Consider the following 22185-nt stretch of genomic DNA (forward strand, 5'->3'; position numbering starts at 1 on the left):
GATGACGACGCCCACCGACGCCCCGGCAGCGGACTCACCGGCCGCCAAACCCTCTCGCGGCGAATGGTTTTCCCAGCTGAGGGCGTTCGTGGCGTCCGGCGACTCCGGTCCTGCGAAGCTGGGCGGGCTGGGATCGGTGCTGATCACCCTGGGCGGGCTGGGCGCGGGCAGCACCCGTCAGCACGACCCGCTGCTCGAGTCGATGCACATGTCCTGGTTGCGTTTTGGCCACGGCCTGGTGCTGTCGTCGATCGTGTTGTGGACCGGCGTCGGGCTGATGCTGATCGCGTGGCTGGCCCTGGGGCGCCGGGTGCTGGCCGGCGAGGCGAGCGAGTTCGTCATGAAAGCCACCACCGGCTTCTGGCTGGCACCGCTGCTGGTGTCGGTGCCCGTGTTCAGCCGGGACACCTACTCGTATCTGGCGCAGGGCGCGCTGCTGCGCGACGGCCTGGACCCGTACGCGGTGGGGCCGGTCGCCAACCCAAACAGCCTGCTGGACAACGTCAGTCCCATCTGGTCGATCACGACCGCGCCCTACGGCCCGGTGTTCATCCTGGTGGCGAAGATCATCACCATCGTCGTGGGCAACAACGTGGTGGCGGGCACCGCGTTGTTGCGGCTGTGCATGCTGCCCGGTCTGATGCTGCTGGTCTGGGCGACGCCCCGGGTGGCGCGGCATCTGGGCACCGACGGTTCGACGGCGCTGTGGATCTGTGTGCTCAATCCCCTGGTGCTCATCCATCTGATGGGCGGGGTGCACAACGAGATGCTGATGGTGGGGCTGATGGCCGCCGGCATCGCGCTGACGTTCGCGGGCCGCCACGTGGCGGGCATCGCGCTGATCACCGTCGCCATCGCGGTCAAGGCCACCGCAGGCATCGCCCTGCCGTTCCTGGTGTGGGTGTGGATGCGGCACCTGCGCGAGCGGCGGGGATATCGGCCGGTGCCAGCGTTTTTCGCGGCTACGGCGCTGTCGCTGCTGATCTTCGCCGTGGTGTTCGCGATCCTGTCCGCGGTCGCCGGCGTCGGCCTGGGCTGGCTGACCGCGCTGGCCGGATCGGTGAAAATCATCAACTGGCTGACCGTGCCGACGGCCGCCGCCAACCTGATCCACGCGATCGGCAGCGGGTTCTTCCCGGTGAGCTTCTACCCGATCCTGCGCGTCACCCGGCTGGTCGGCATCGCGGTCATCGCGATCTCGCTGCCGCTGTTGTGGTGGCGGTTCCGCCGCGACGACCGGGCCGCGCTGACCGGCATCGCGTGGTCGATGCTGATCGTGGTGCTGTTCGTGCCGGCCGCCCTGCCCTGGTACTACTCGTGGCCGCTGGCGATTGTGGCCCCGCTGGCCCAGTCGCGCCGGGCGGTCTCGATCATCGGCGGCCTGTCGACTTGGGTGATGGTGATCTTCAAACCCGATGGCTCGCATGGCATGTACTCGTGGCTGCACTTCTCGCTGGCCACCGCGTGCGCGCTGATCGCCGGGTACAGCCTGTACCGGGCTCCCGCGCGGCAGGCCGATCGGGCCGACGTCACCACCGGTTGAGCGAGCGGGTTCAGTAGGCCATCGCCTGCGCCCGGCGCACGACTTCCCGCGCCTGGTGGGCGTGCAGGGCGTCGACGGGACGGGCGTTGTTGAGGGCATCCCGGCTGCCGTCGCGGGTGACCGTCAACGACGGGTCCCGGGTGAACAGCCAGCGCACGATCTCGGTGTCGTGGTAACCGCCGTCGTGCAGGATCGTCAGCAATCCCGGCAGGCTCTTGACCACCTCACCGGACTTGGTGAAGAACACCTGCGGCACCACCAGTCCCTCGTCGCGGCGGACCGCAACCAGGTGCCCCTCCCGGAGTTGCTGGTGCACCTTGGTGACCGGCACCCCCATCAACTCGGCGACCCGCTTCAGGTCATAGATCGGCTCGTCGGGTTCCAGCACGTCGTCGCCGGCAGGAATACTGCTCATCCGGGCAAGTGTAGGCCTAGATGCGCACCTTGAGCCCGTGTTCTACCGGCCAATTACGGCCGCGCACCTACGATGGCCCCGTGGCCCAAGCTGAATCGCCCGGCGCTGGCCCGCGAGCGGGCGGGACACCGGCCCCGGGCCGGCCCGACCCGCAGCGTCGCCGACCCGGGTCCGGATCGGTCGACCCGCTGGACAACACTTTGCTGGACGGCCGCTACCTGGTCCAGTCCAGGATCGCCAGCGGCGGCACGTCGACGGTGTATCGCGGCCTGGACACCCGACTCGACCGCCCGGTCGCGGTCAAGGTGATGGATTCCCGCTACGCCGGCGACGAGCAATTCCTGACCCGCTTCCAGCGCGAGGCACAAACCGTGGCCCGGCTGAAGGATCCCGGGCTGGTGGCGGTCTATGACCAGGGCCTGGACGCCCGGCACCCGTTTCTGGTGATGGAGCTCATCGAGGGTGGCACGCTGCGCGAACTGCTGGGCGAACGCGGACCCATGCCGCCGTACGCCGTGGCGGCGGTGCTCCGTCCGGTGCTCGGCGGGCTGGCCGCCGCGCACCGGGCCGGCCTGGTGCATCGCGACGTCAAGCCCGAGAACGTGCTGATCTCCGACGAGGGCGAGGTGAAAATCGCCGACTTCGGGTTGGTCCGGGCCGTCGCGGCCGCCGGAATCACCTCCACCAGCGTGATTTTGGGCACCGCGGCCTACCTGTCACCCGAGCAGGTGCGTGACGGTGACGCCAGCCCGCGCAGCGACGTGTACTCCGCGGGGATCATGACCTATGAGCTGCTGACCGGGCGCACCCCGTTCACCGGTGACTCGCCGTTGTCGCTCGCCTACCAGCGGCTGGACACCGACGTGCCGCCGCCCAGCGCGGTCATCGACGGTGTGCCCGCGCAGTTCGACGAATTCGTCGAGCGCGCGACGTCGCGCGACCCGGCCGAACGGTATGCCGACGCGATCGAGATGCGCACCGACCTCGATGCGATCGCCGAAGAGCTTGCGCTGCCGGACTTTCGGGTGCCAGCGCCCCGCAACTCCGCGCAACACCGGTCGGCGGCGCTGCAGCGCAGCCAGGCCGCCCAGCGGCCGCCCGCCGCGCAGCAGCAGCCCAAGCCGCCGGGCCCGGCGCCGGTGCGTCAGCCCACTCGCCAGTTGACGCGGGGCCCGAGGACTGGGCGGAGCCGGTCCGCCCGGCGCAGACCGACGACGAGGACGACGACGAGCACGATTACGAATATGAGTCGGTCACAGGCGAATTCGCGGGGATCCCGATCAGCGAATTCGTCTGGGCGCGCCAGCATAACCGGCGCATGGTGCTGGTCTGGGTGGCGCTGGTGCTGGCGATCACCGGACTGGTCGCCGCCGCGGCGTGGACGATCGGAAGCAACCTGAACGGACTGCTGTAGCGGACCACGCGGCCGGCGCCCGCCCGGCAAGCACGCGCCTCCCGCCCGATCGGCAGTCCGGCGGGTCGACGGCGCTCCCGGCGACACGAATCTTAACGTAATCACAAAGTTCTCTTATTTTTCTTAATTTTGGTGTACCGTACTTCTGCATGGGTTCGACAACGCATAGCCTCGACTCGCCGAACCGGCTCGGCGAGCACGCGGTGGTACTGGGTGCCGGAATGGCGGGTTTGCTTGCCGCGCGCGTACTTTCGGAGTTCTACGATTCGGTCAGTGTGGTCGAGCGGGACCGGTTGCCCGACTACCCTTGCCACCGCAGGGGCATCCCCCAGGGCCGCCACGTGCACAACTTCCACAGCCGCGGCCTGCAGGTGCTGGAGGAACTGTTCCCCGGCCTGCTCGAGGACCTGTCCAGGGCGGGAGCCGTTGTCGTCGACGACGGTGATGTTTCGCGGTTCTACGTGCGCTTCGGGCGCTACGAGCTCAAACACTCGGGCGCGTTCACCGATCCGGACGCGCTGGCGCTGCACATGACGACCCGGCCGTTCATGGAGTTTCACCTGCGCCGGCGGGTCAAGGCCCTGCCCAACGTGACATTCCTCGACGGGCACGACGTGTCTGGACTCCTCACCACCGCGGACATCGTCAACGGTGTACGGATTACCCGGCGCTACAACGGTTTTCTCACCGCGTTGGACGCCGATCTGGTGGTCGACGCCATGGGACGCGCGGCGCGCACGCCGGCGTTCCTGGAGAGCCTGGGGTACGAACGACCGACCGAGGACCGCGCCGTCGCCAGATACGGCTACGCGAGCCAGCAGTTGAGCGTGCCCGAGGGATCGATCGCCCAGCGGCTGGTGATGTTCAACCCCGGCGGCGGCAGGCCGGGGGGTTTGTTGCTTGCCAACGAGCACGACACGTTCATGCTGGCGATCGGGGTGCCGGCCGACAGTGGCGAGCCACCAACCGATTTCGACGCGATGCTCGCGATGGCCGAGCCGTCGCTGCCCCCGGCCATCATCGAGGCCCTGCGTGGTGCATATCCCATCGGGGAAGCCGTGACCTATCAGCACGCCGCCGCGATCTGGCGACGCTACGACCACATGGCCGACTTCCCTGCGGGTTTACTGGTGATCGGCGACGCGCTGTGCAGCCTTGACCCGACCTACGGCCAGGGCATGACGATCGCCGCGCTGGAGGCGTTGACCCTGCGCGATTGCCTGCGCGCGGGAGATGCGCATCTGGCACAGCGCTTCTTCGGCGCCACCGCCCACTACATCGGCGAGACGTGGGCCGCCAATCAGGCCAGAGACCGGATGACCTCCGGCGTCAACCGGCCGCACGGGATGCGGCCGCGACTGCAGGGCTGGCTGTCCAGGGCGGCACTGAACGCCGCAACCCAGGATGTCGTCCTGACCGAGCGGTTGTTTCGAGTCTTCAACTTCATCGACCCGCCGTCGCGGCTCCGGGATCCCGCGCTGCTGCCCCGCATCGCGTGGGGCAACCTGCGAGCCCGGTTCACCCGGAAGCGAAGCCGCGCGGCCACCGCCGCGGTCGCGCCGCAACACCCGACCATTCAGCGGCTTGCGGTGCGCCGCTAGTCGCGCAGCATCTCGGCGACGAGGAAGGCCAACTCCAGCGACTGCTGGGTGTTGAGCCTTGGGTCGCAGGCGGTTTCGTAACGGCCGACCAGGTCGGTGTCCGAAATGTCTTGCGCCCCACCGAGACACTCGGTGACGTTGTCGCCGGTGATCTCGACGTGAATGCCGCCCGGGTGGGTGCCCAGCGCGCGGTGCACTTCGAAGAAGCCCTGCACCTCGTCGACGATGCGGTCGAAGTGCCGCGTCTTGTAGCCGTTGGACGATTCGTGGGTATTGCCGTGCATGGGGTCGCACTGCCAGATCACCTGGTGACCGGTGGCCTGGACCTTCTCCACGATCGGCGGTAAAAGATCACGCACCTTGTTGTTGCCCATCCTGCTCACCAGTGTCAGCCGGCCGGGCTTGTTGTGCGGGTCGAGCCGCTCGACGTATTCGACGGCCAGCTCCGGGGTGATCGTCGGGCCGATCTTGACGCCGATCGGGTTGGCGATCACCTCGGCAAACGCGATGTGCGCGCCGTCGAGCTGGCGGGTCCGCTCGCCGATCCACACGGTGTGCGCCGACAGGTCGTACAGCTGCGGTTTGCCGCTGCCGTCTTCGGACAGGCGCAGCATGGACCGTTCGTAGTCGAGCACCAAAGCCTCGTGGCTGGCGTAGATCTCGGCGGTCTGCAGGTTGCGGTCGGCCACGCCGCAGGCGCTCATGAAGCGCAGACCGCGGTCGATCTCGGTGGCCAGCGCCTCGTACCGTGCGCCGGCCGGCGAGGTCCGGACGAATTCGCGGTTCCAGTCGTGCACCAGGTGCAGCGAGGCCAGCCCCGAAGACGTCAGCGCCCGAACCAGATTCATCGCCGCGCTGGCGTTGGCGTAAGCGCGCACCAACCGTGACGGGTCGTGCTCTCGCACGGCGGCGTCCGGGGCGAAGCCGTTGATCATGTCGCCGCGGTAGGACTTCAAACCCAGCGCGTCGATGTCGGCCGAGCGCGGCTTGGCGTACTGCCCCGCGATGCGGGCCACCTTGACCACCGGCATGCTCGAGCCGTAGGTCAACACCACCGCCATCTGCAGCAGGGTGCGCACATTGCCGCGGATGTGGGGTTCGGTGTTCTCGGTGAACGTCTCCGCGCAGTCACCGCCCTGCAGCAGGAACGCCTCGCCGCGCGCCACCTGGGCCAGCTGCTCCTGCAACACGACAATCTCCGACGGCACCGTCACCGGCGGCACGCTCTCCAGGACCGTGCGCATCGCCGTCGCCCGGTCGGCGGGCCAGCTGGGCTGCTGCGCGGCCGGTTTGGCCAGCGCCGCGTCCAACCGCGCCCGAAGATCGGTCGGCAGCGGCGGCAGTGGCGGCAGCTGATCGATCGGTATGTCGACGGTCCAGTTCATCGGTTCATCTTAGCTGGGGCGCGGACGCCCCTGGTCAGGGCCGATTTGCGCGAAGCCGACCGGGCGGGCCGGCCGCCCACCGGCTCAGTCCCCGGACGTGATGAGCCGGTATCGGCGGAGCTGATCGCGCGCGTCGACCAGGGCGTCGTGCGCGTCGGACGGCCGCGGCGGCATCCGAGGGCTGCCCCGGTCCTCCCACAGTTGCCGCAGCTCGCGCGTGAAGCGGGGGATGGACCGCGGCAACTCCGGCATGGTCCCCCACAACTGGCACAAGGCCACGTGGTCATAGGCCGCTACCCACGCCCACAGTTCGATCGGCTCGGCACCGCCGACACCGAAGAACTCCTCCAGGTCTTCGCGGATCTGGCGGCGGGAGCGCCACAGCTGCGACGCCGGCGGCGGCAGTTTGGGCAACACGTTGGCGCGCACCCAGGGCCCGGCGCGCTCCGGGTCGAATTCCGTGGACACCGCGTAGTACTCGCGGCCGTCTTCGGCGGCCACCCCGATGGAGATCAGCTCGATGGTGCGGCCGTCCTCGATGAATTCGGTGTCATAGAAGTACCGCACCGGAGACAGCCTAGACCGGCGACGATGAGCGCCGGCACGGCGCGAAGGAGGAGCCGGTCCATCGGCAGACACCGGCGACGATGAGCGCCGGCACGCCGCGATGGAGGAGGCGGCGGGCTAGCGGCTGATCAGGATGGGACCGGTGGGTGCCGGTGCGGGGTGGATCTCGTGGTCGAGCGTCGCGTCGACCGTGCGTTCGTCGGGCAGCCGCGGCGTGCCGGCGATCGCGCACTGCAGGTACAGCTTGGCACGCACCACCGGGCGGCGCAGCGTCCGCTCGCGTTGCAGCGCGCGGCGCATCTTCTCCGGCTGGGTGGAATACCGCCAGCGGGCCCAGGGCGCGTGCGGGCGCGACAGCCGGATGGCACCGATGACCAGCAGGACGACGAAAAACATACCCAGCAGGCCGGTCCACACCTTGCCCTTGAGCACCACCACGACCGCCATCGGCAAGGTCAAGGCCATCGCGCCGGCCACCGCGGCCCGCAGCGCCGTCGAGCCGGCGCCGTGCCAGATCGGCAGGAAGAACATCAGCGGGTGCAGACCCAGCATCAACAGCCCGGCGACCGCCACCGCCGCGAAGACGGCGTCCACCGAGGTGCGGCCGTCTTCGGACCAGTAGACGTCGGACAGGTGCAGGATCAACGCATACTCGTCCAGAACCAGGGCGGCCCCGATCCCGAAAAGGGTTGCGGTAATGATGAACTCGGGCTCGTTGCCGTCGATGGACAACGTGACCAGCGTCAGGCCGGAGAGCAGGGTCAGGACCACCCCGAAGGTCACGTGGTGGATGTGCACTCCCCCGACATGCACGTTGCGCGGGTGCCACCACCGGGCGCGACGGCCGGTTTCGGCGCGGTGGCGGATGAACCGCACGAACGTTCGGGTGACGAAGAACGTCAGGATGAACGCGACCAGGCAGCACAGCAACGGCAGGTGGCCACTGTCGTGGATGTCATGGGCGAACCATCGGGTCACCTCGGCCACGAACGAATGAAGCACCCTTGAAACCTACGCCTGTCCGCGCCGGGGCCGTGGGACCCGCGCTGCACCAGGCGGGTCGGGGCCCGGCACCCATTACGCTGTTGTGCGACATGAGTACACGGCAGGCGCCCAGGGCGGGCTTCCCAGGTAAGCGTGGCGCCGGGTGGGTGCTGTGGTGGGTGCCGGCTTGGCTGGCGGCCGCCGCCGGGCTGGGTTATGCGGCGTGGCAGCTGTTCGGGCACACGCCCTATCGCATCGACATCGACGTCTATCAGATGGGCGCGCGGGCCTGGATGGACGGCCACCCGCTGTACCGCGGCGATGTGCTGTTCCACACGCCGATCGTGGATCTGCCGTTCACCTATCCCCCGCTGGCGGCCATCGTGTTCTGCCCGTTCGCGTGGATGCACATGCCCACCGCGAGCGTCGCGATCACCGCGCTGACGCTGGTGCTGCTGGTGGTGTCGACCGTGATTCTGCTGACCCGCCTCGACGTCTGGAGCACCTCCGCGGTGCTGCCCGGCCCGGCCTGGGTGCGCCGGTGGTGGCTGGCGATCGTCGCCGCGGCCGCGGCCACGGTGTGGCTGGAGCCGGTCAGCTCGAACTTCGCCTTCGGCCAGATCAACGTCGTGCTGATGACGCTGGTGATCGCCGACTGTCTGCCGCGGCGCACGCCGTGGCCGCGCGGGCTGCTGCTGGGCCTGGGCATGGCGCTCAAGCTGACCCCGGCGGTGTTCCTGCTCTATTTCCTGCTGCGGCGCGACAACCGCGCGGCGCTCACCGCGCTGGCGTCTTTCGCCGGGGCGACGCTGCTGGGTTTCGCGCTGGCGTGGAACGACTCCTTGGAGTATTGGACGCACACCCTGCTGCACACCGACCGCATCGGTTCCGCGTCCTTGAACACCGACCAGAACATCGCCGGCGCGCTGGCCCGGCTCGGGCTCGGACAGCAGGAACGGTCCCTGCTCTGGGTGGCCGCGTCGCTGCTCGTGCTGGCGGTGACGGTGTGGGCGATGCGACGGGTGCTACACGCCGACGAGCCGACGCTCGCGCTGGTGTGCGTCGCGCTGTTCGGGTTGGTGGTGTCGCCGGTGTCCTGGTCGCACCACTGGGTCTGGGTGCTGCCGGCGGTGCTGGTGACGGGGATCGTGGGCTGGCGGCGCCGCAACGCGGCGCTGCTGGTGGTCAGCGTCATCGGGGTTGCGCTGATGCGCTGGTCCCCGATCGACCTGTTGCCCAAGCATCACGAGGCCAGCGCGGTCTGGTGGCGTCAGCTGGCCGGGATGTCCTACGTCTGGTGGGCGCTCGCGGTCATCGTCACGGTGGGAGTCACCGTCACCGCCCGCGGTGTCGCGCGGGATGCGGCGCCGCAGCAGTTGGCGCCGGTTACCGCCGTCGGCTAACCGGCGGCGGTCTCGGGAATCCGCGCGGCCTCGCCGTCGGCCGCGTCGTTACCGCTCTTTTTCAGGCTCGCCGCGTAGATGTCGACGTATTCCTGGCCGGACAATCCCATCAGCTCGTAGATCACCTCGTCGGTGACGGCCCGCTCGATGAAGCGGTTGCCGGCCAGCCCGTCGAACCGGGAGAAGTCCATCGGCTTGCCGAAGCGGACGGTGACGCGGCCGAACCGCAGCATGTTCGTCCCGGGCGGGTTGACGACGTTGGTGCCGATCATCGCGACCGGGATCACCGGAACACCGGTCTCAAGGGCCAGCCGTGCCAGCCCCGTCTTGCCCTTGTAGAGCCGCCCGTCCGGGGACCGCGTGCCCTCGGGGTACATGCCCAGCAACTTGCCCTGGCTCAGCACCTGCTGCGCGGTGTTCAACGCCGCCTGGGCGCTGTCGGCGTCCGTCCGGTCGATCGGCACCTGGCCGACGGCGGTGAAGAACCACCGCTGGAACCAGCCCTTCAAACCGGTGCCGGTGAAGTATTCCGCCTTGGCCAAGAACGTGATGCGGCGCCGCACCACCAGCGGAAGGTAGAAGCTGTCCATCACCGCAAGATGGTTGCTGGCCAGGATCGCCGGCCCCGAACTCGGAACGTGTTCTAGGCCTTCAACTTTCGGCCGGCCCAGCAATGACAGCAGCGGGCCGAGGAGCACGTACTTGAATAGCCAGTACCACATGGCCCTCCCTCTCGGCTATACCGCTGATGTTCTGCGCCAACTGTACCCATCCCCACCCGAACCGACCACCTGCGACAAGCGCGCTCACTCCTCGAGCGTGACCGGGATGGGCTGATAGCGGGTCCGCGGCGCGGCGTCCGTGGTGTCTCCCGGCGCGCCGGGCCGCCGCCGGGCGGACCGTTCGGCGGTTCCGGCGGCGGCTTGGCGGACCGGTCGATGTCGTTGACGATGTCGCGGACCACCTCGAGCAGGGCGATGCTGTGGTCGGCGATCGCGGTCAGGAGCGGATGCTGGTCGCCGGTCGCCAACGCGGCCAGCGCGCACACAGGGCACCACACCTGCTGGCACTTGCCGGTGCCGACGCCGGCACCCGCCGTCAGCGCCGCCGCCGCACGCACCGCGGGGTCGATGCCGTCCAGGATCGTCTGGGCGAGCCTGCGCAGTTCCGGACCGATGTCGGAATGAGCCCCACTCACTTAGGCCACACCTCCGGATCTGGTCGAAAACGCACCGTCAACTCGCTACCCCGCAGATGTGCGTCCAGCACGGTGCACCGCCGAAGTACTGATGCCAACCTAACCCGGCGCCGCAAACCGCCTGCGCTGATGATCAGATCGTCATCGACGCGGCCCAACGTCAGGGCCGACGGATCGAGTTGCGGCAACGCTAGCCGCATTCGGTAGATGGACCCTAGACCCGTCCCGGATTCGAGGTCCACGGTGGGCCGCAGCGGTCCGGGCGGCGCCGTGCCGCCGCGCCGCCGCGCGGCGTCGAGCAGCCCGCTGAGCGCCTTGGGGCCGATCGGCTCGCCGGACAGGTGCGGGGTCATCACCAGCGCCACCTCACCGATGGTGGCGTCGAGCTCGTCGAGCACCCCCTGCTGCTCGGCGATGCGCTCGGTGTACCAGTAGAAGGCGGGATGATCGGGCAGGTTCCGGTATTCGTACGAGTCATCTTGCAGCAGAACCTGATTCACAATCATCTCTTCGACGCGCACCCCCATCAGCGCCAGCGATCCCAGCGTGCGGGCCGCCTCGGCCGCGACCACCCGCTCGGGCGTCAGCACCAGGTGCGCGCTGACCAGATCGCCGTCGGTGAGCAACGTGCTGAGCGACTCCACGCTCGAGCTGATCCGCTCGAGCAACGCGACCACCGCCGCCGACCGGGCGTCGTCGGCGGTGACGGACAGCCGGCGATGCCGCGGCCACGCCCGCTCGACATACAGCCCGAAGGTGGCGGGCAGCGTCAGCATCCGCAGGGCGTCGGCGGTCGATGCGCAGTCGACCACAACACGATCCCATGCCCCCGAGCGCGCCAGCTCGCCGACGGCGTGCAGACCGAGCACCTCCTGAACACCGGGCAGCGCCGAAAGCTCTTCGGGCGCAATGGTACTCAGCTCCGAGTCGGGAAAGCGCCGGTCCAGGGTTGCAACGACGTCGTGCCACCGGGCCTCGAGCAGCGCCAAAGTGTCCAATGCCAGCGCGTCGAGAAACCCGCCGCCGGCCTCCGCCTGCCCGGTTTCGAGGTCGGCGAGCACCCGCACCGCTTCGCCCTGACTGGGCGACACGGTGACGCCCAGGACGTCACCGAGCGAGTGCGCCTGGTCGGTGGAGACCACCAGCACCCGCTGCCCGGCGCTCGCGGCGCCGACAGCGGTGGCGCAAGCCAGGGTGGACTTCCCTACCCCGCCTTTGCCGACGAATAGGCTGATCCGGGCCGGGTCGGGCGCTCGGGATTCAGTGGACTCACTCAGCCTCGACTCGTTTCTTGAGATCCTTCAGCGCGGTGTCGGTCAACCGGCGCTCGGCCTTGCGCTTGAGCAGGCCGATCATCGGCATAGCCAGGTCGACGGAGAGTTCGTAGGTGACCTCGGTACCGGATCCCTTGCCCGCCAACCGATATGAGCCTTCGAGCGAACGCAGCAGCGAGCTCGACACCAGCGTCCAGCTCACCGACTGGCGATCCTTGGGCCACTCGTAGGACATCACCATCGTGTCCTTGATCACCGTGGCGTCCATGACGATCCGGGCGACCTTGGGATAGCCGTCGGCGTCCTTCTCCTGAACCTCGGCTTCCTTGTACTCCGAGATCCACTGCGGGTAGGAATCGATATCCGCGATCACCTGCATCACGGTGGCCGGGTCGGCTTCGATGTAGATGGTTTGCGTCGTCTTCTCCGCCACCTGGTTGCTGCCCTCTCTCCCGGGAACGGATCGACCCCTCCGATGTGGGGGACCCCGCGGGTCTCGGTCCGACACGGTACTCTCCGCGCGGACCCGACCCGGCTAAACTACCGGAGAAACTCCGACCGGACGTGACCGTTCCAGTGTCGTCTTGACCTCGAAGGCCATTTTCTTGCCCGCCACCCGACGGCGGTGCGTCATCTTCGCCAGGTTCAGCTTGGCCAGCTGCCAGGCCGCCACCCCGGTCGGCTCCGCGTGCAGAAAGTAGTGCAGCACGACGCCGTCGAGCGACGGTTCCAGCCAGATCTCCATGGTCCCGGTCAGCGCGCCGGTGACCGACCACCGGATGCCCTTCTCCTTGCGATCCTCGACGACCTGCAGCCGCAGGTCGGGCCACCAGCGGCGCCAGCTCGACTGGTCGGCGACCGCGGCGCCCACCCGCGCGCCGTCGGCGGCGACAAACGTCTCATCCGCGATCTGGATGCTGTTCATGACCACAGCTTCACACACCGGTACGCTGCGCCTCGCCGAGGGCGGCCCCTACCCGCGGCGGGCAATCGAGGACGGGGCTGAGCCACTCCGGCCGTGCTGGATCATTGCGCGGATTAGGCTGGTGACCAGCAACCCGGCTCCCGGGAATCTTCACGAGGTCAATCGAGGTCATAAGAGTGCGTGAGTACAGCGTTCCCGCCCGCTTTTCCGTCGGCGAACAGGACAACATCGCCGCGATGGTCTTCGAACACGAGCGCGACGACCCCAACTTCGTCATCTACCAGCGTCAAGTCGAGGGTGAGTGGACCGACGTCACCTGCGCCGAGGCGGCGAATCAGATCCGCTCCGCCGCATTGGGTTTGATCGCGCTGGGGGTGCAGGCCGGCGACCGGGTATCGATCTTCTGTGCCACCTGCTACGAGTGGGCGATCCTCGACCTGGCGATCCTGTCGGTGGGCGCGGTCACCGTGCCGATCTATGAGACGTCGTCGGCCGAGCAGGTGCGCTGGGTGCTGCAGGACTCCGAGGCGGTGCTGGCGTTCGCCGAGACCGACGAGCACGCGGCGATGGTCACCGAGCTGACCGCCGAACTGCCCGCGCTGCGCCGGGTGCTGCACATCGACGGTTCGGGCCCCAAGGCTCTCGACCAGCTGGTCGAGGCCGGCGCAGCGGTGGAACCGGCCGAGCTGACGGCCCGCCTCGACAAGCTGCGGGCCGAGGATCCGGCGACGCTCATCTACACGTCGGGCACGACCGGGCGGCCGAAGGGCTGCCAGCTGACGCATTCGAACCTGCTGTACGAGACCCGCGGCGCCAAGGAGAGCCTGCCGACGCTGCTCGACGAGGGGCAGCGGCTGCTGGTGTTCTTGCCGCTGGCGCACGTGCTGGCGCGCTCGCTGACGTTGTCCGCGTTCGCCAACAAGGTCACCGTCGGGTTCACCAGCGACATCAAGAACCTGGTGCCGTTGTTCGCGGTGTTCAAGCCGACCGTGGTGGTGTCGGTCCCGCGGGTGTTCGAGAAGGTTTACAACACCGCCGAGCAGAACGCCTCCAACGACGGCAAGGGACGGATCTTCGCGGCGGCCGTACAGACCGCCGTCGACTGGAGCGAGGCGCAGGACCGTGGCCGCCGCGGGCTGGCGCTGCGCGCCAAGCACGCCCTGTTCGACCGGCTGGTCTACAACAAACTGCGCGCCGCGCTGGGCGGCGACTGCCACGCGGCCGTCTCCGGCGGCGCGCCGCTGGGCTCGCGGCTGGGCCACTTCTACCGGGGCGTCGGCCTGACCATCCACGAGGGCTACGGCCTGACCGAGACCAGCTCGGCGATCACCGTCAATCAGGTCGGCAACGTCAAGATCGGCACCGTGGGCACGCTGGTGCCGGGCAACAGCATGCGCATCGCCGAGGACGGCGAGCTGCTGGTGCGCGGCGGCGTGGTGTTCAGCGGCTACTGGCGCAACGAACAGGCCACCGAGGACGCCTTCACCGAAGGCTGGTTCAGGACCGGCGACCTGGGCGTGCTCGACGAAGACGGCTTCTTGAAGATCACCGGCCGCAAGAAGGAAATCATCGTGACCGCGGGCGGCAAGAACGTCGCGCCGGCCGTCCTGGAAGATCGGCTGCGGGCCCACCCGCTGATCAGCCAGGCGATGGTCGTCGGGGACAACAAGCCGTTCATCGGCGCGTTGATCACCATCGATCCCGAGGCGTTCGACGGCTGGAAGCAGCGCAACCAGAAGGGCGCCGGCGCGTCGGTGAGCGATCTGACCACCGATCCCGACCTGGTCGCCGAGGTGGACGCGGCCATCAAAGACGCCAATCAGGCTGTGTCGCACGCCGAGTCGATCCGCAAGTTCCGCATCCTGCCGGTCGATTTCACCGAGGACACCGGGGAACTGACGCCGACGATGAAGGTCAAGCGCAACGTGGTGGCCGAGAAGTTCGCCTCCGACATCGAGGCCATCTACCAGAAGGACTAGCGGGCAGCATTAGCCGCCGAGCGCGACGCTCGCGGGGTCTTACCCGTTCAGCCGAGCAGCGCGCCCAACCGCGCCGCGAGGGTGTCCCAGCGCCACTGGGCCGTCACCCAGTCGCGCCCGGCCGCGCCCATCGCGGCGGCCCGGTCGCGATCGGTCAGCAGGCCGGCGACGGCGTCGACGATCTCGCCCACCTCTCGGCCGTCGACAACCAGCCCGGTCTTGTTGTGCTGCACCGTTTCCGGGGCTCCCCCCGACCTGCCGGCGACGACCGGCACGCCGGTCGCCGACGCCTCCAGGAACACGATGCCCAGCCCCTCGACGTCCAGCCCCGCGCCGCGGGTGCGGCAGGGCATCGCGAACACGTCGGCCAGCGCGTGATGCGTGGGTAGCTCCGCGGCCGGCACGCCGCCGGTGAAGGTGACATCGTCGGCCGCCCCGCACTCGCGGGCCAGCGCGCGCAACGAATCCTCATAGGGGCCGCCGCCGACGATGACCAGGGCGGCGCCGTCGACGCGTCGCCGGATCGACGGCAGGGCCTTGATGAGCATGTCCTGGCCTTTGCGCGGCACCAGCCGGGACACGCACACCACCGTGGGCCGCTCCCCCAACCCGTAGCGGTCGCGCAACCGCGCCCGGCCCGCCGGATCGGGCCGGAACCGGTCGATGTCCACCCCGGAGGGCAGGTATTCCAGCGACGCCCTGGGGCCGAAGGCCGGCGCGAAACGGGACCGGGTGTAGCGGCTGACGAACGTGACCACGTCGGTGTCGTCGCCGATGCGGCGCAACACCGAGCGCGCGACCGGGAGCATCGACCAGCCGACCTCGTGGCCGTGGGTGCTGGCCAGCACCCGGCTCGCCCCGGCCCCGCGGGCGCGCTGGGCCAGCAGCGCCAGCGGCGCGGCCGCCCCGAACCAGACGGTGTCGATGCCCTCCTCGGCGATCAGCCGCCGCATCCGGGTGTCGACCGCCGGGACGGGCAGCATCAACGTGCCGGGGTGGCGCACCACCCGATAGCGGGCGGCCGCGTCGTAAGCCTCGGCGCCCTTCCAGTGCGGCGCGTACACCGTCACCGAATGCGGCCCGGCGTCGACCAGCCGGTCGACGAACTCACCGAGGTACGACTGGATGCCGCCCCGGCGGGGCGGAAAGTCGTTGGTTACCAGCAGGACCCGACTCACCTGCGTCAGGCTAGCTTGGCGACGATGCCGACCCCGCACACGGCCCGAGCCGGGCGAGCCGGGCCTAGTGGGTCAGCCACTGCTGCCAGTGCGTGAGCAGGCCCGCCGGGCTGGCGCCCAGCACGTCCTGGCCGGCGGCGGCCATGTCGGCGTGCCGGATGCCGCAGGTGGCCAGGTAGAGGTCGCGCAATTTGGGCGGTCCGAAGGTGTCGGCGACGAAGCGGGCGAACCACCACGCGCGGTCGTAGGCCAGCGAGCGCTGCGCCCCGGGCACGTCCAGGTCGGCGTCGGTGGGCAGCGCCATGGGCAACAACGTGTCGGTGGGCACCCGCGCGGGTGGGCGGCCGACGAAGTCGGCCACCCCCTCGGTGAGCCAGCGGGGCGCGTCCGCGACGGTGTCGGCACGCGCGGCGTAGTGAAAAAGCTCGTGGGCCAACACGATTCGCAGCGATGCGGCGCTCATCTTGGCCGCGCCCGGCGCGAACACGATCCGCTGGCCGACGGCAACCCGGCGAACGGGATCGACGCGGTCGACGACCGTCACCGCCGCGATGTCGGCCCACTGGGAGGCCGGTCCGCCGCCGGCGGCGGCGCGGAACTCCTCGTCGGTGCCGGCCGCGACCACCGAGATCTCGCGCGGCCAGTCGACGCCCCAGAACGACTCCACCGCGGCGATCGCCGCGCCCATGGTCGAGGCCACCCTGGACAGCAGCCGGTCGCTGGCGGCCCCGCCGAGGCCCAGCAGCCGGACGGTGCGGTCACCGACGGTGATCGACTTCGTCGACGCATTGACTTGGCTGCGGGCGGGCGTGACCAGCTGGGCGGGCCGGATCCGGCTCTCGCGCACGGCGTCGAACGGTACGGCCGCGGCCACCAGCAGCTCGACGACGAATACCCAGGCCAGCAGTATCGGGAGCCGCCGGCGCCGCGGTCGAGGGTCTCTAGTAACGGCGCGCGTCGTAGATCGGGCCGCCGGCGCTCATCGGCGCCACCCGGACCGGCACGCCGTAGGTGGACGAGTGGATCATCATGCCGTCACCGATGTAGATGCCGGTGTGCGAGGCGTCGGAGTAGAAGGTGAGCACGTCGCCGGGCTGCAGATCTCCCAGCGAGACGGGCTGGCCACCGTGGGCCAGCGCCTGGCTGGAGTGCGGCAGCGAGATGCCGGCCTGCTGGAACGCCCACATCACCAGGCCGGAGCAGTCGAACCCGCCGGGCGCGGAGCCACCCCATACATAGGGCGACCCGACCTGGGTCAGCGCGGCCTGCACGACGGTGGCGCGGTCACCGCCGCCGACCCCGCCGGGCGCCATGCCGGGCAATCCGGGCATTCCGCCAGCGGGCGGCGCCTCGCCCGGCGCCTGCGCGGGAGGCGCGCCCGGGGGCAACGCTTCCGGTGCCGGTGCGCCGGGAGGCGGCGCGGGATTGGCCAGCGCGGTGCGCTGGTCTGCGGTCAAAGAAAGGTATTGCGACTTGACGACCGCGATCTGCACCTGCAGCTGGCTCTGTTTTGACTGCAGGCTCGCCCGGACCGCGGCGGCCTGCTCGGCTGCGCTCTTGGCGTCGGCGGCGGACTTGGCGGATTCCCGCTCGGCCTTGGCGGCCTGCTCCCCGGCGATCCGGTAGCTCTTCATCTGGCTGGCCATCTGCGTGGCCATCACCCGCTGCACCGCCAGCTTGTCGATCAGGCCCTGCGGCGAGCCCGCGGTCAGGATGGCCTCCATGCCGTCGACGCGACCGCCCATGTAGGTCGCGGCGGCCAGCTTGTTGACCGAGTCCTGGTACGACGACAGGTGCGCCTTGGCCGCATCGACCGCGGCCTGGTCGTCGGTGTGCTTCTTGTCCGCGGCGCGCTGGGCGGCCAGCTTGTCGTTCAGATCGAGCTGCGCGCTGTGCATCGCCTCGGTGGTCTGCTCGGCCTGCCGGGACAGTTGGTTGAGTTTTGCCGTGGCGTCTTCGGCCGGGTCGGCCCACACGGGGGCGGTCATGACGCCGGAGAAGATCGCGAAGCCAGCTAGTGCCCCTATGGCCGAACGTGTCAGGACACGCGCAACCGGGTACCTAGAGTCAAGCCTCAAGATTTGCTTCCTTAAACGGCCATCGACGACCGATCGGTCGTCGAGCTGGTTCAGGTCTCAAACAGGTTACGAAACGATATCGGCGTTTGTCCAAAGCGAGCGGTTAAGAAATTAGAAAGAATCCTGTCATTTCTATGTGAATCGTTTCGTGTGGCCCGAGGACCTTTGTGGGACAAGGCAATTAGGCTACACCAGAACCTCGATCGCGACGAATCGGGACGAGGCGAAGCCGCGGCGCCAAGCCAACCTCGGCGAGAACTTCTAATGCCGCCCGTTCATCTTGCAATAAAGTATCCGGGACCCCGAGTATCACGCTGACGACACAGTCGCGGCAGCCGGGGCCGCGCACCGCGCACTCGTCGCAGTCGATCACCACCGGTGTCCCCGGCTCGGGCGGCGTCATGCCGACGTCGGTAGGTCCAGTTCGTGCTGCCATCGGGATCGGTCCTCTCACTTCGGCTCCGGCAACTAGGTGGACGAACATCAACGCCGGACTGCCCGAACGGTAACCGCGGGCACCGACAGGTACCGCCGCCCGCATTCCGGCCGCCGCGCCCGGCGTGGGAGCCCCACGGGTGTCGGTCGCCGGCCTTAACGTCACCGCCGTGACTTCCCGGGGCGCGACTCAGCTGAGCTTCGCCGACGTGGGGTCACCGTTCACCCCCGACGAGCTCTCGCTGCGCGAGACCACCTTCGTGGTGGTCGACCTGGAGACCACCGGCGGGCGCACCAAGGGCACCGCGGGCGCGGTTCCCGACGCCATCACCGAAATCGGGGCGGTCAAGGTGCGCGGCGGCGTGGTGCTCGGCGAGTTCGCCACCCTGGTGGACCCGCAGCGCAGCATCCCGCCGCAGATCGTGCAGCTGACCGGCATCACCACCGCGATGATCTCCGACGCACCGACCATCGACGCCGTGCTGCCGATGTTCCTGGAGTTCGCCGGCTTGGACCTCGGCACGGTGCTCGTCGCGCACAACGCCGGGTTCGACGTCGGCTTCCTGCGCGCCGCCGCGCAGCAGTGCGACATCGCCTGGCCGCGGCCGCAGGTGCTGTGCACGGTCCGGCTGGCCCGCCGGGTGCTCAGCCGCGAGGAGGCCCCCAGCGTGCGGCTGGCGTCGCTGGCGCGGCTGTTCGCCGTCGCCACCCAGCCCACCCACCGCGCCCTGGACGACGCGCGCGCCACCGTCGACGTCCTGCACGCCCTCATCGAGCGGGTGGGCAACCAGGGCGTGCACACCTATGCCGACCTGCGCTCCTACCTGCCCGACGTGACACCGACCCAGCGCCGCAAGCGGGTGCTCGCCGAGGGCCTGCCGCGCCGGCCGGGCGTGTACCTGTTCCGCGGTCCCTCGGGCGAGGTGCTCTACGTCGGCACCGCCGTCGACCTGCGACGACGGGTCAGCCAGTACTTCACCGGCGCCGATCCCCGGGGCCGGATGAAGGAGATGGTCGCGCTGGCCGGCGCGGTCGACCACGTCGAGTGCGCCCACGCGCTGGAGGCCGGCGTACGCGAGCTGCGGCTGCTGGCCGCGCACGCCCCGCCGTACAACCGCCGGTCGAAGTTCCCGCGCCGCTGGTGGTGGGTGGCGCTGACCGACGAGGCCTTTCCCCGCCTCGCGGTGGTGCGGGCGCCGCGGCACGACCGCGCCGTCGGCCCGTTCCGGTCCCGCGCCGACGCCGCCGACACGGCCGCGCTGCTGGCGCGGTTCACCGGATTACGCACCTGCACCAACCGGCTGGGCCGCTCGGCGCTGCACGGGCCGCTGTGCGCCGAGGCGGAGGTGTCGCCGTGCCCGGCCGAGCGCGGTGTCACCGCCACCCAGTACGCCGCCGCCGTGGCGCGGGTCGCGGCGCTGGTCGACGGCGCGGACAACGACGCGCTGAGATCGGCCGTGGATCAGGTCGGTGCGCTCGCCCAGCGGCATCACTTCGAGAGCGCCGCCCGCCTGCGCGACCGCATCGTCACCACGGTCGAGACGCTGTGGCGCGGCCAGCGGCTGCGCGCCCTGGCCGCGCTGCCCGAGCTGATCGCCGCCGCACCCGACGCCGAGGGGGGCTATCACCTGGCGGTCATCCGCCACGGTCAGCTGGCCGCAGCCGGCAGCGCCCGGCGCGGGGTGCCGCCAATGCCGGTCGTCGACGCGATTGTTGCTGGGGCACAAGCGATTCTGCCCACGCCCGCGCCGCTGGGCGGCGCGCTGGTCGAGGAGACCGCGCTCATCGTGCGCTGGTTGACCGCCCCCGGGGTCCGCATCGTCCGGGTCGCCGAGGACGGCTGGGCTTCCCCGCTGCGGTCGGCGGGCGCCTGGTCGGCGTGGGCCGCGACGGCGCGCTCGGCACGACTGGCCGCCGAACAGGTTTCGGCGCAGGGGTTGTCAGACCTGCTGGCCGAACCGCACCCATCGCGCGAGCAGCTGTTCGGCCGCACCCGAGTCGATGGCCCTGCAGGCGCGGGCCAGCCCGTCCTCCCACGCCGGCAACCATTCAGCGCGGCTGGATAATCCGGCGTGCGCGACGATCGCGCCGGCGGCATTGAGGACGACGGCGTCACGCACCGGGCCCTTGCCGCCGGCCAGCACCGCGCGCACCTCGGCCGCGTTCGCCTGGGCGTCGCCCCCGAGCAGGTCGTCGAGATCGGCTCGGGGGAAACCGAATCCGGCGGGATCGAAGGTCAGCTTGTCCACCGTGCCGGCCTGCACCCGCCAGATCGTGCTGGTGGTGGTCGTCGTCAGCTCGTCGAGCCCGTCGTCGCCGTGCACCACCAGCACACTGGACCGGCGCGCGGCGAACACCCCGGCCATCACCTCGGAGAGCTCTTCGAACGCGCAGCCGATCAGTCCGGCCCGTGGCCTGGCCGGATTGGTAAGCGGCCCAAGCAGATTGAACACCGTCGGCACACCGATCTCGCGGCGCACGGCGGAGGTGTGCCGGTAGGACGGGTGGAACAGCGGCGCGTAGCAGAACCCGATGCCGACCTCGGCGAGGCTGCGTGCGACCTGCTCGGGGCCGAGGTCGATGCGGATGCCGAGCGCCTCGAGCGTGTCGGCGCCGCCGGACAACGACGAGGCTGCCCGGTTGCCGTGTTTGACCACCGGCACCCCCGCGGCCGCGGCCACCAGCGCCGCCATCGTGGACAGGTTCACCGTGTTGACGCCGTCGCCGCCGGTGCCGACGATGTCGACGGTGTCGTCGCGGATGGCACCGGGCGGCATCGGCAGCGCGTGGCTGAGCATGACGTCGGCCAGCTCGATGACCTCGGCCGAGGTGGGAACCTTCACCTGCATCGCCACCGCGAACGCCGCGATCTGGGCGGGGCTCGCGTCGCCGGCCATGATCCGGTCCATGGCCCACGCGGCCTGCCCGCGCGCCAGGTCCTGCCCGCCGGTCAGGCGGGACAGGATCCGCGGCCACGAGGTTGCGGGCGCGCCGGGGCCCCCGCGGACGGAGCCTTCGATGACAAAGCCACGCGCCGATGGTCCCACGACGACCACACCAGCCCCAACCGTCTCCGTGAGCCGGCCGCCGTGCACCCGCGCGCGCCGCGCCGGACACCAAATGCGGCCCCGGGTGGAGTTCAACAACTACAAAGCGTCATACTTGCGGATGTGACCAGCGCTGCCGGGACTTCGGGTACTGCAATTACGTCGCGGGTGCATTCGCTGAACCGACCCAACATGGTCAGCGTCGGCACCATCGTTTGGCTTTCCAGCGAGCTGATGTTTTTTGCTGGCCTCTTCGCGATGTACTTCACCGCTCGCGCCCAATCGGGCGGCAAGTGGCCGCCGCCGCCGACCGAGCTGAACCTGTACCAGGCCGTACCGGTCACGTTGGTGCTGATCGCGTCGTCGTTCACCTGCCAGATGGGGGTGTTCGCGGCCGAGCGCGGCGACGTGTTCGGGCTGCGCCGCTGGTACGTGCTCACGTTCCTGATGGGCCTGTTCTTCGTTTGCGGCCAGGGCTACGAGTACTACCACCTGATGACGCACGGGACGACCATCCCCGGCAGCGCCTACGGCAGCGTGTTCTACCTGGCGACCGGGTTCCACGGCCTGCACGTCACCGGCGGCCTGATCGCCTTCATCTTCTTGCTGGCCCGCACCGCGATGAGCAAGTTCACGCCGGCGCAGGCTACGGCCAGCATCGTCGTCTCGTACTACTGGCATTTCGTCGACATCGTGTGGATCGCGCTGTTCGCCGTGATCTATTTCATCCGATGAGCAGGCGCTGGACGAACAGGAGTG

The 22185-nt window shown here is 69.6% G+C and carries 18 protein-coding genes and 3 pseudogenes; 7 read left to right on the forward strand and 14 right to left on the reverse strand.

From position 1 onward, the window contains the following. Window position 1: 1 nt before the first annotated feature. The gene (locus B9D87_RS07860; RefSeq protein WP_007770744.1) at window positions 2-1543 is read left to right on the forward strand and encodes an alpha-(1->6)-mannopyranosyltransferase A; all 1542 of its coding nucleotides are present in this window, start codon (window positions 2-4) and stop codon (window positions 1541-1543) included. A 10-nt stretch (window positions 1544-1553) separates the two neighbouring features. Here the strand turns inward: B9D87_RS07860 and B9D87_RS07865 are convergent, their stop codons facing one another. After that, complete coding sequence (locus B9D87_RS07865) at window positions 1554-1958, reverse strand: Rv2175c family DNA-binding protein (RefSeq protein WP_007770743.1); 405 nt, start codon at window positions 1956-1958, stop codon at window positions 1554-1556. Between the two features lie 80 nt (window positions 1959-2038). On the opposite strand from B9D87_RS07865, the pseudogene B9D87_RS07870 reads away from it, so the two are divergent. After that, window positions 2039-3372 (forward strand): annotated as a pseudogene (locus B9D87_RS07870) (protein kinase domain-containing protein). 149 nt (window positions 3373-3521) lie between these two features. Then, window positions 3522-4973: an FAD-dependent oxidoreductase gene (locus B9D87_RS07875; RefSeq protein ID WP_007770741.1), complete on the forward strand. Its 1452-nt coding sequence runs from the start codon at window positions 3522-3524 to the stop codon at window positions 4971-4973. Here the strand turns inward: B9D87_RS07875 and B9D87_RS07880 are convergent. The 3 genes from B9D87_RS07880 to B9D87_RS07890 all read right to left on the reverse strand — a co-directional run bounded on the left by B9D87_RS07880 (window position 4970) and on the right by B9D87_RS07890 (window position 7912). Further along, window positions 4970-6358, reverse strand: a complete 1389-nt coding sequence (locus B9D87_RS07880; protein ID WP_007770740.1) for a class II 3-deoxy-7-phosphoheptulonate synthase — start codon at window positions 6356-6358, stop codon at window positions 4970-4972. The genes B9D87_RS07875 and B9D87_RS07880 overlap by 4 nt on opposite strands. 84 nt (window positions 6359-6442) lie before the next feature. Continuing rightward, window positions 6443-6925, reverse strand: coding sequence for a polyadenylate-specific 3'-exoribonuclease AS (locus B9D87_RS07885; protein ID WP_007770739.1), 483 nt, complete (start codon window positions 6923-6925; stop codon window positions 6443-6445). A gap of 117 nt (window positions 6926-7042) precedes the next feature. Beyond that, window positions 7043-7912 carry a hypothetical protein gene (locus B9D87_RS07890; RefSeq protein WP_372494644.1) on the reverse strand — a complete coding sequence of 290 codons (870 nt, stop codon included), beginning with the start codon at window positions 7910-7912 and terminating at the stop codon, window positions 7043-7045. A 107-nt stretch (window positions 7913-8019) separates the two neighbouring features. On the opposite strand from B9D87_RS07890, the gene B9D87_RS07895 reads away from it, so the two are divergent. Continuing rightward, window positions 8020-9312: a glycosyltransferase 87 family protein gene (locus B9D87_RS07895; RefSeq protein ID WP_174320892.1), complete on the forward strand. Its 1293-nt coding sequence runs from the start codon at window positions 8020-8022 to the stop codon at window positions 9310-9312. On the opposite strand, the gene B9D87_RS07900 is transcribed toward B9D87_RS07895, so the two are convergent. The 5 genes and pseudogenes from B9D87_RS07900 to B9D87_RS07920 all read right to left on the reverse strand — a co-directional run bounded on the left by B9D87_RS07900 (window position 9309) and on the right by B9D87_RS07920 (window position 12709). Further along, window positions 9309-10034: a lysophospholipid acyltransferase family protein gene (locus B9D87_RS07900; RefSeq protein ID WP_007770734.1), complete on the reverse strand. Its 726-nt coding sequence runs from the start codon at window positions 10032-10034 to the stop codon at window positions 9309-9311. The genes B9D87_RS07895 and B9D87_RS07900 overlap by 4 nt on opposite strands. A gap of 84 nt (window positions 10035-10118) precedes the next feature. After that, window positions 10119-10510, reverse strand: a pseudogene (locus B9D87_RS27435) (hypothetical protein). Then, window positions 10507-11787, reverse strand: coding sequence for an ArsA family ATPase (locus B9D87_RS07910; protein ID WP_193787391.1), 1281 nt, complete (start codon window positions 11785-11787; stop codon window positions 10507-10509). The pseudogene B9D87_RS27435 and the gene B9D87_RS07910 overlap by 4 nt, the downstream one beginning before the upstream one ends. Next, complete coding sequence (locus tag B9D87_RS07915; RefSeq protein WP_007770727.1) at window positions 11780-12217, reverse strand: SRPBCC family protein; 438 nt, start codon at window positions 12215-12217, stop codon at window positions 11780-11782. Before B9D87_RS07915 ends, B9D87_RS07910 begins: the two co-directional genes overlap by 8 nt. Window positions 12218-12319: 102 nt before the next feature. Further along, the gene (locus tag B9D87_RS07920) at window positions 12320-12709 is read right to left on the reverse strand and encodes a hypothetical protein (protein ID WP_007770726.1); all 390 of its coding nucleotides are present in this window, start codon (window positions 12707-12709) and stop codon (window positions 12320-12322) included. 176 nt (window positions 12710-12885) lie between these two features. Here B9D87_RS07920 and B9D87_RS07925 point away from each other — a divergent pair, with 176 nt between their 5' ends. Further along, entirely contained in the window at window positions 12886-14688 is a 1803-nt protein-coding gene (locus B9D87_RS07925) for an AMP-dependent synthetase/ligase (protein ID WP_007770725.1), read from the forward strand. A 47-nt stretch (window positions 14689-14735) separates the two neighbouring features. On the opposite strand, the gene pimB is transcribed toward B9D87_RS07925, so the two are convergent. The 4 genes from pimB to B9D87_RS07945 all read right to left on the reverse strand — a co-directional run bounded on the left by pimB (window position 14736) and on the right by B9D87_RS07945 (window position 18380). After that, complete coding sequence (gene pimB, locus B9D87_RS07930) at window positions 14736-15866, reverse strand: GDP-mannose-dependent alpha-(1-6)-phosphatidylinositol monomannoside mannosyltransferase (protein WP_007770724.1); 1131 nt, start codon at window positions 15864-15866, stop codon at window positions 14736-14738. Between the two features lie 64 nt (window positions 15867-15930). Continuing rightward, the gene (locus tag B9D87_RS07935; protein WP_238553432.1) at window positions 15931-16773 is read right to left on the reverse strand and encodes a DUF4157 domain-containing protein; all 843 of its coding nucleotides are present in this window, start codon (window positions 16771-16773) and stop codon (window positions 15931-15933) included. A gap of 34 nt (window positions 16774-16807) precedes the next feature. Beyond that, the gene (ripC, locus tag B9D87_RS07940; RefSeq protein ID WP_007770722.1) at window positions 16808-17944 is read right to left on the reverse strand and encodes a peptidoglycan hydrolase RipC; all 1137 of its coding nucleotides are present in this window, start codon (window positions 17942-17944) and stop codon (window positions 16808-16810) included. Window positions 17945-18125: 181 nt separating this feature from the next. Further along, complete coding sequence (locus tag B9D87_RS07945; protein WP_174320891.1) at window positions 18126-18380, reverse strand: hypothetical protein; 255 nt, start codon at window positions 18378-18380, stop codon at window positions 18126-18128. Between the two features lie 208 nt (window positions 18381-18588). Here B9D87_RS07945 and B9D87_RS07950 point away from each other — a divergent pair. Further along, a pseudogene (locus B9D87_RS07950) lies at window positions 18589-20382 on the forward strand (DEDD exonuclease domain-containing protein); the annotation flags it as partial. Here B9D87_RS07950 and trpD read toward each other — a convergent pair. Further along, window positions 20320-21399 (reverse strand): anthranilate phosphoribosyltransferase, encoded by a 1080-nt coding sequence (gene trpD, locus B9D87_RS27440; protein WP_254425565.1) that lies wholly within the window; start codon window positions 21397-21399, stop codon window positions 20320-20322. The pseudogene B9D87_RS07950 and the gene trpD sit on opposite strands and share 63 nt — an antisense overlap. Before the next feature lie 150 nt (window positions 21400-21549). On the opposite strand from trpD, the gene ctaE reads away from it, so the two are divergent. After that, complete coding sequence (ctaE, locus tag B9D87_RS07960; protein WP_007770719.1) at window positions 21550-22161, forward strand: aa3-type cytochrome oxidase subunit III; 612 nt, start codon at window positions 21550-21552, stop codon at window positions 22159-22161. The last annotated feature ends 24 nt before the right edge of the window (window positions 22162-22185 follow it).

Source organism: Mycobacterium colombiense CECT 3035 (genome assembly GCF_002105755.1).
In the GTDB taxonomy this organism is placed as follows: Bacteria; Actinomycetota; Actinomycetes; order Mycobacteriales; family Mycobacteriaceae; genus Mycobacterium; species Mycobacterium colombiense.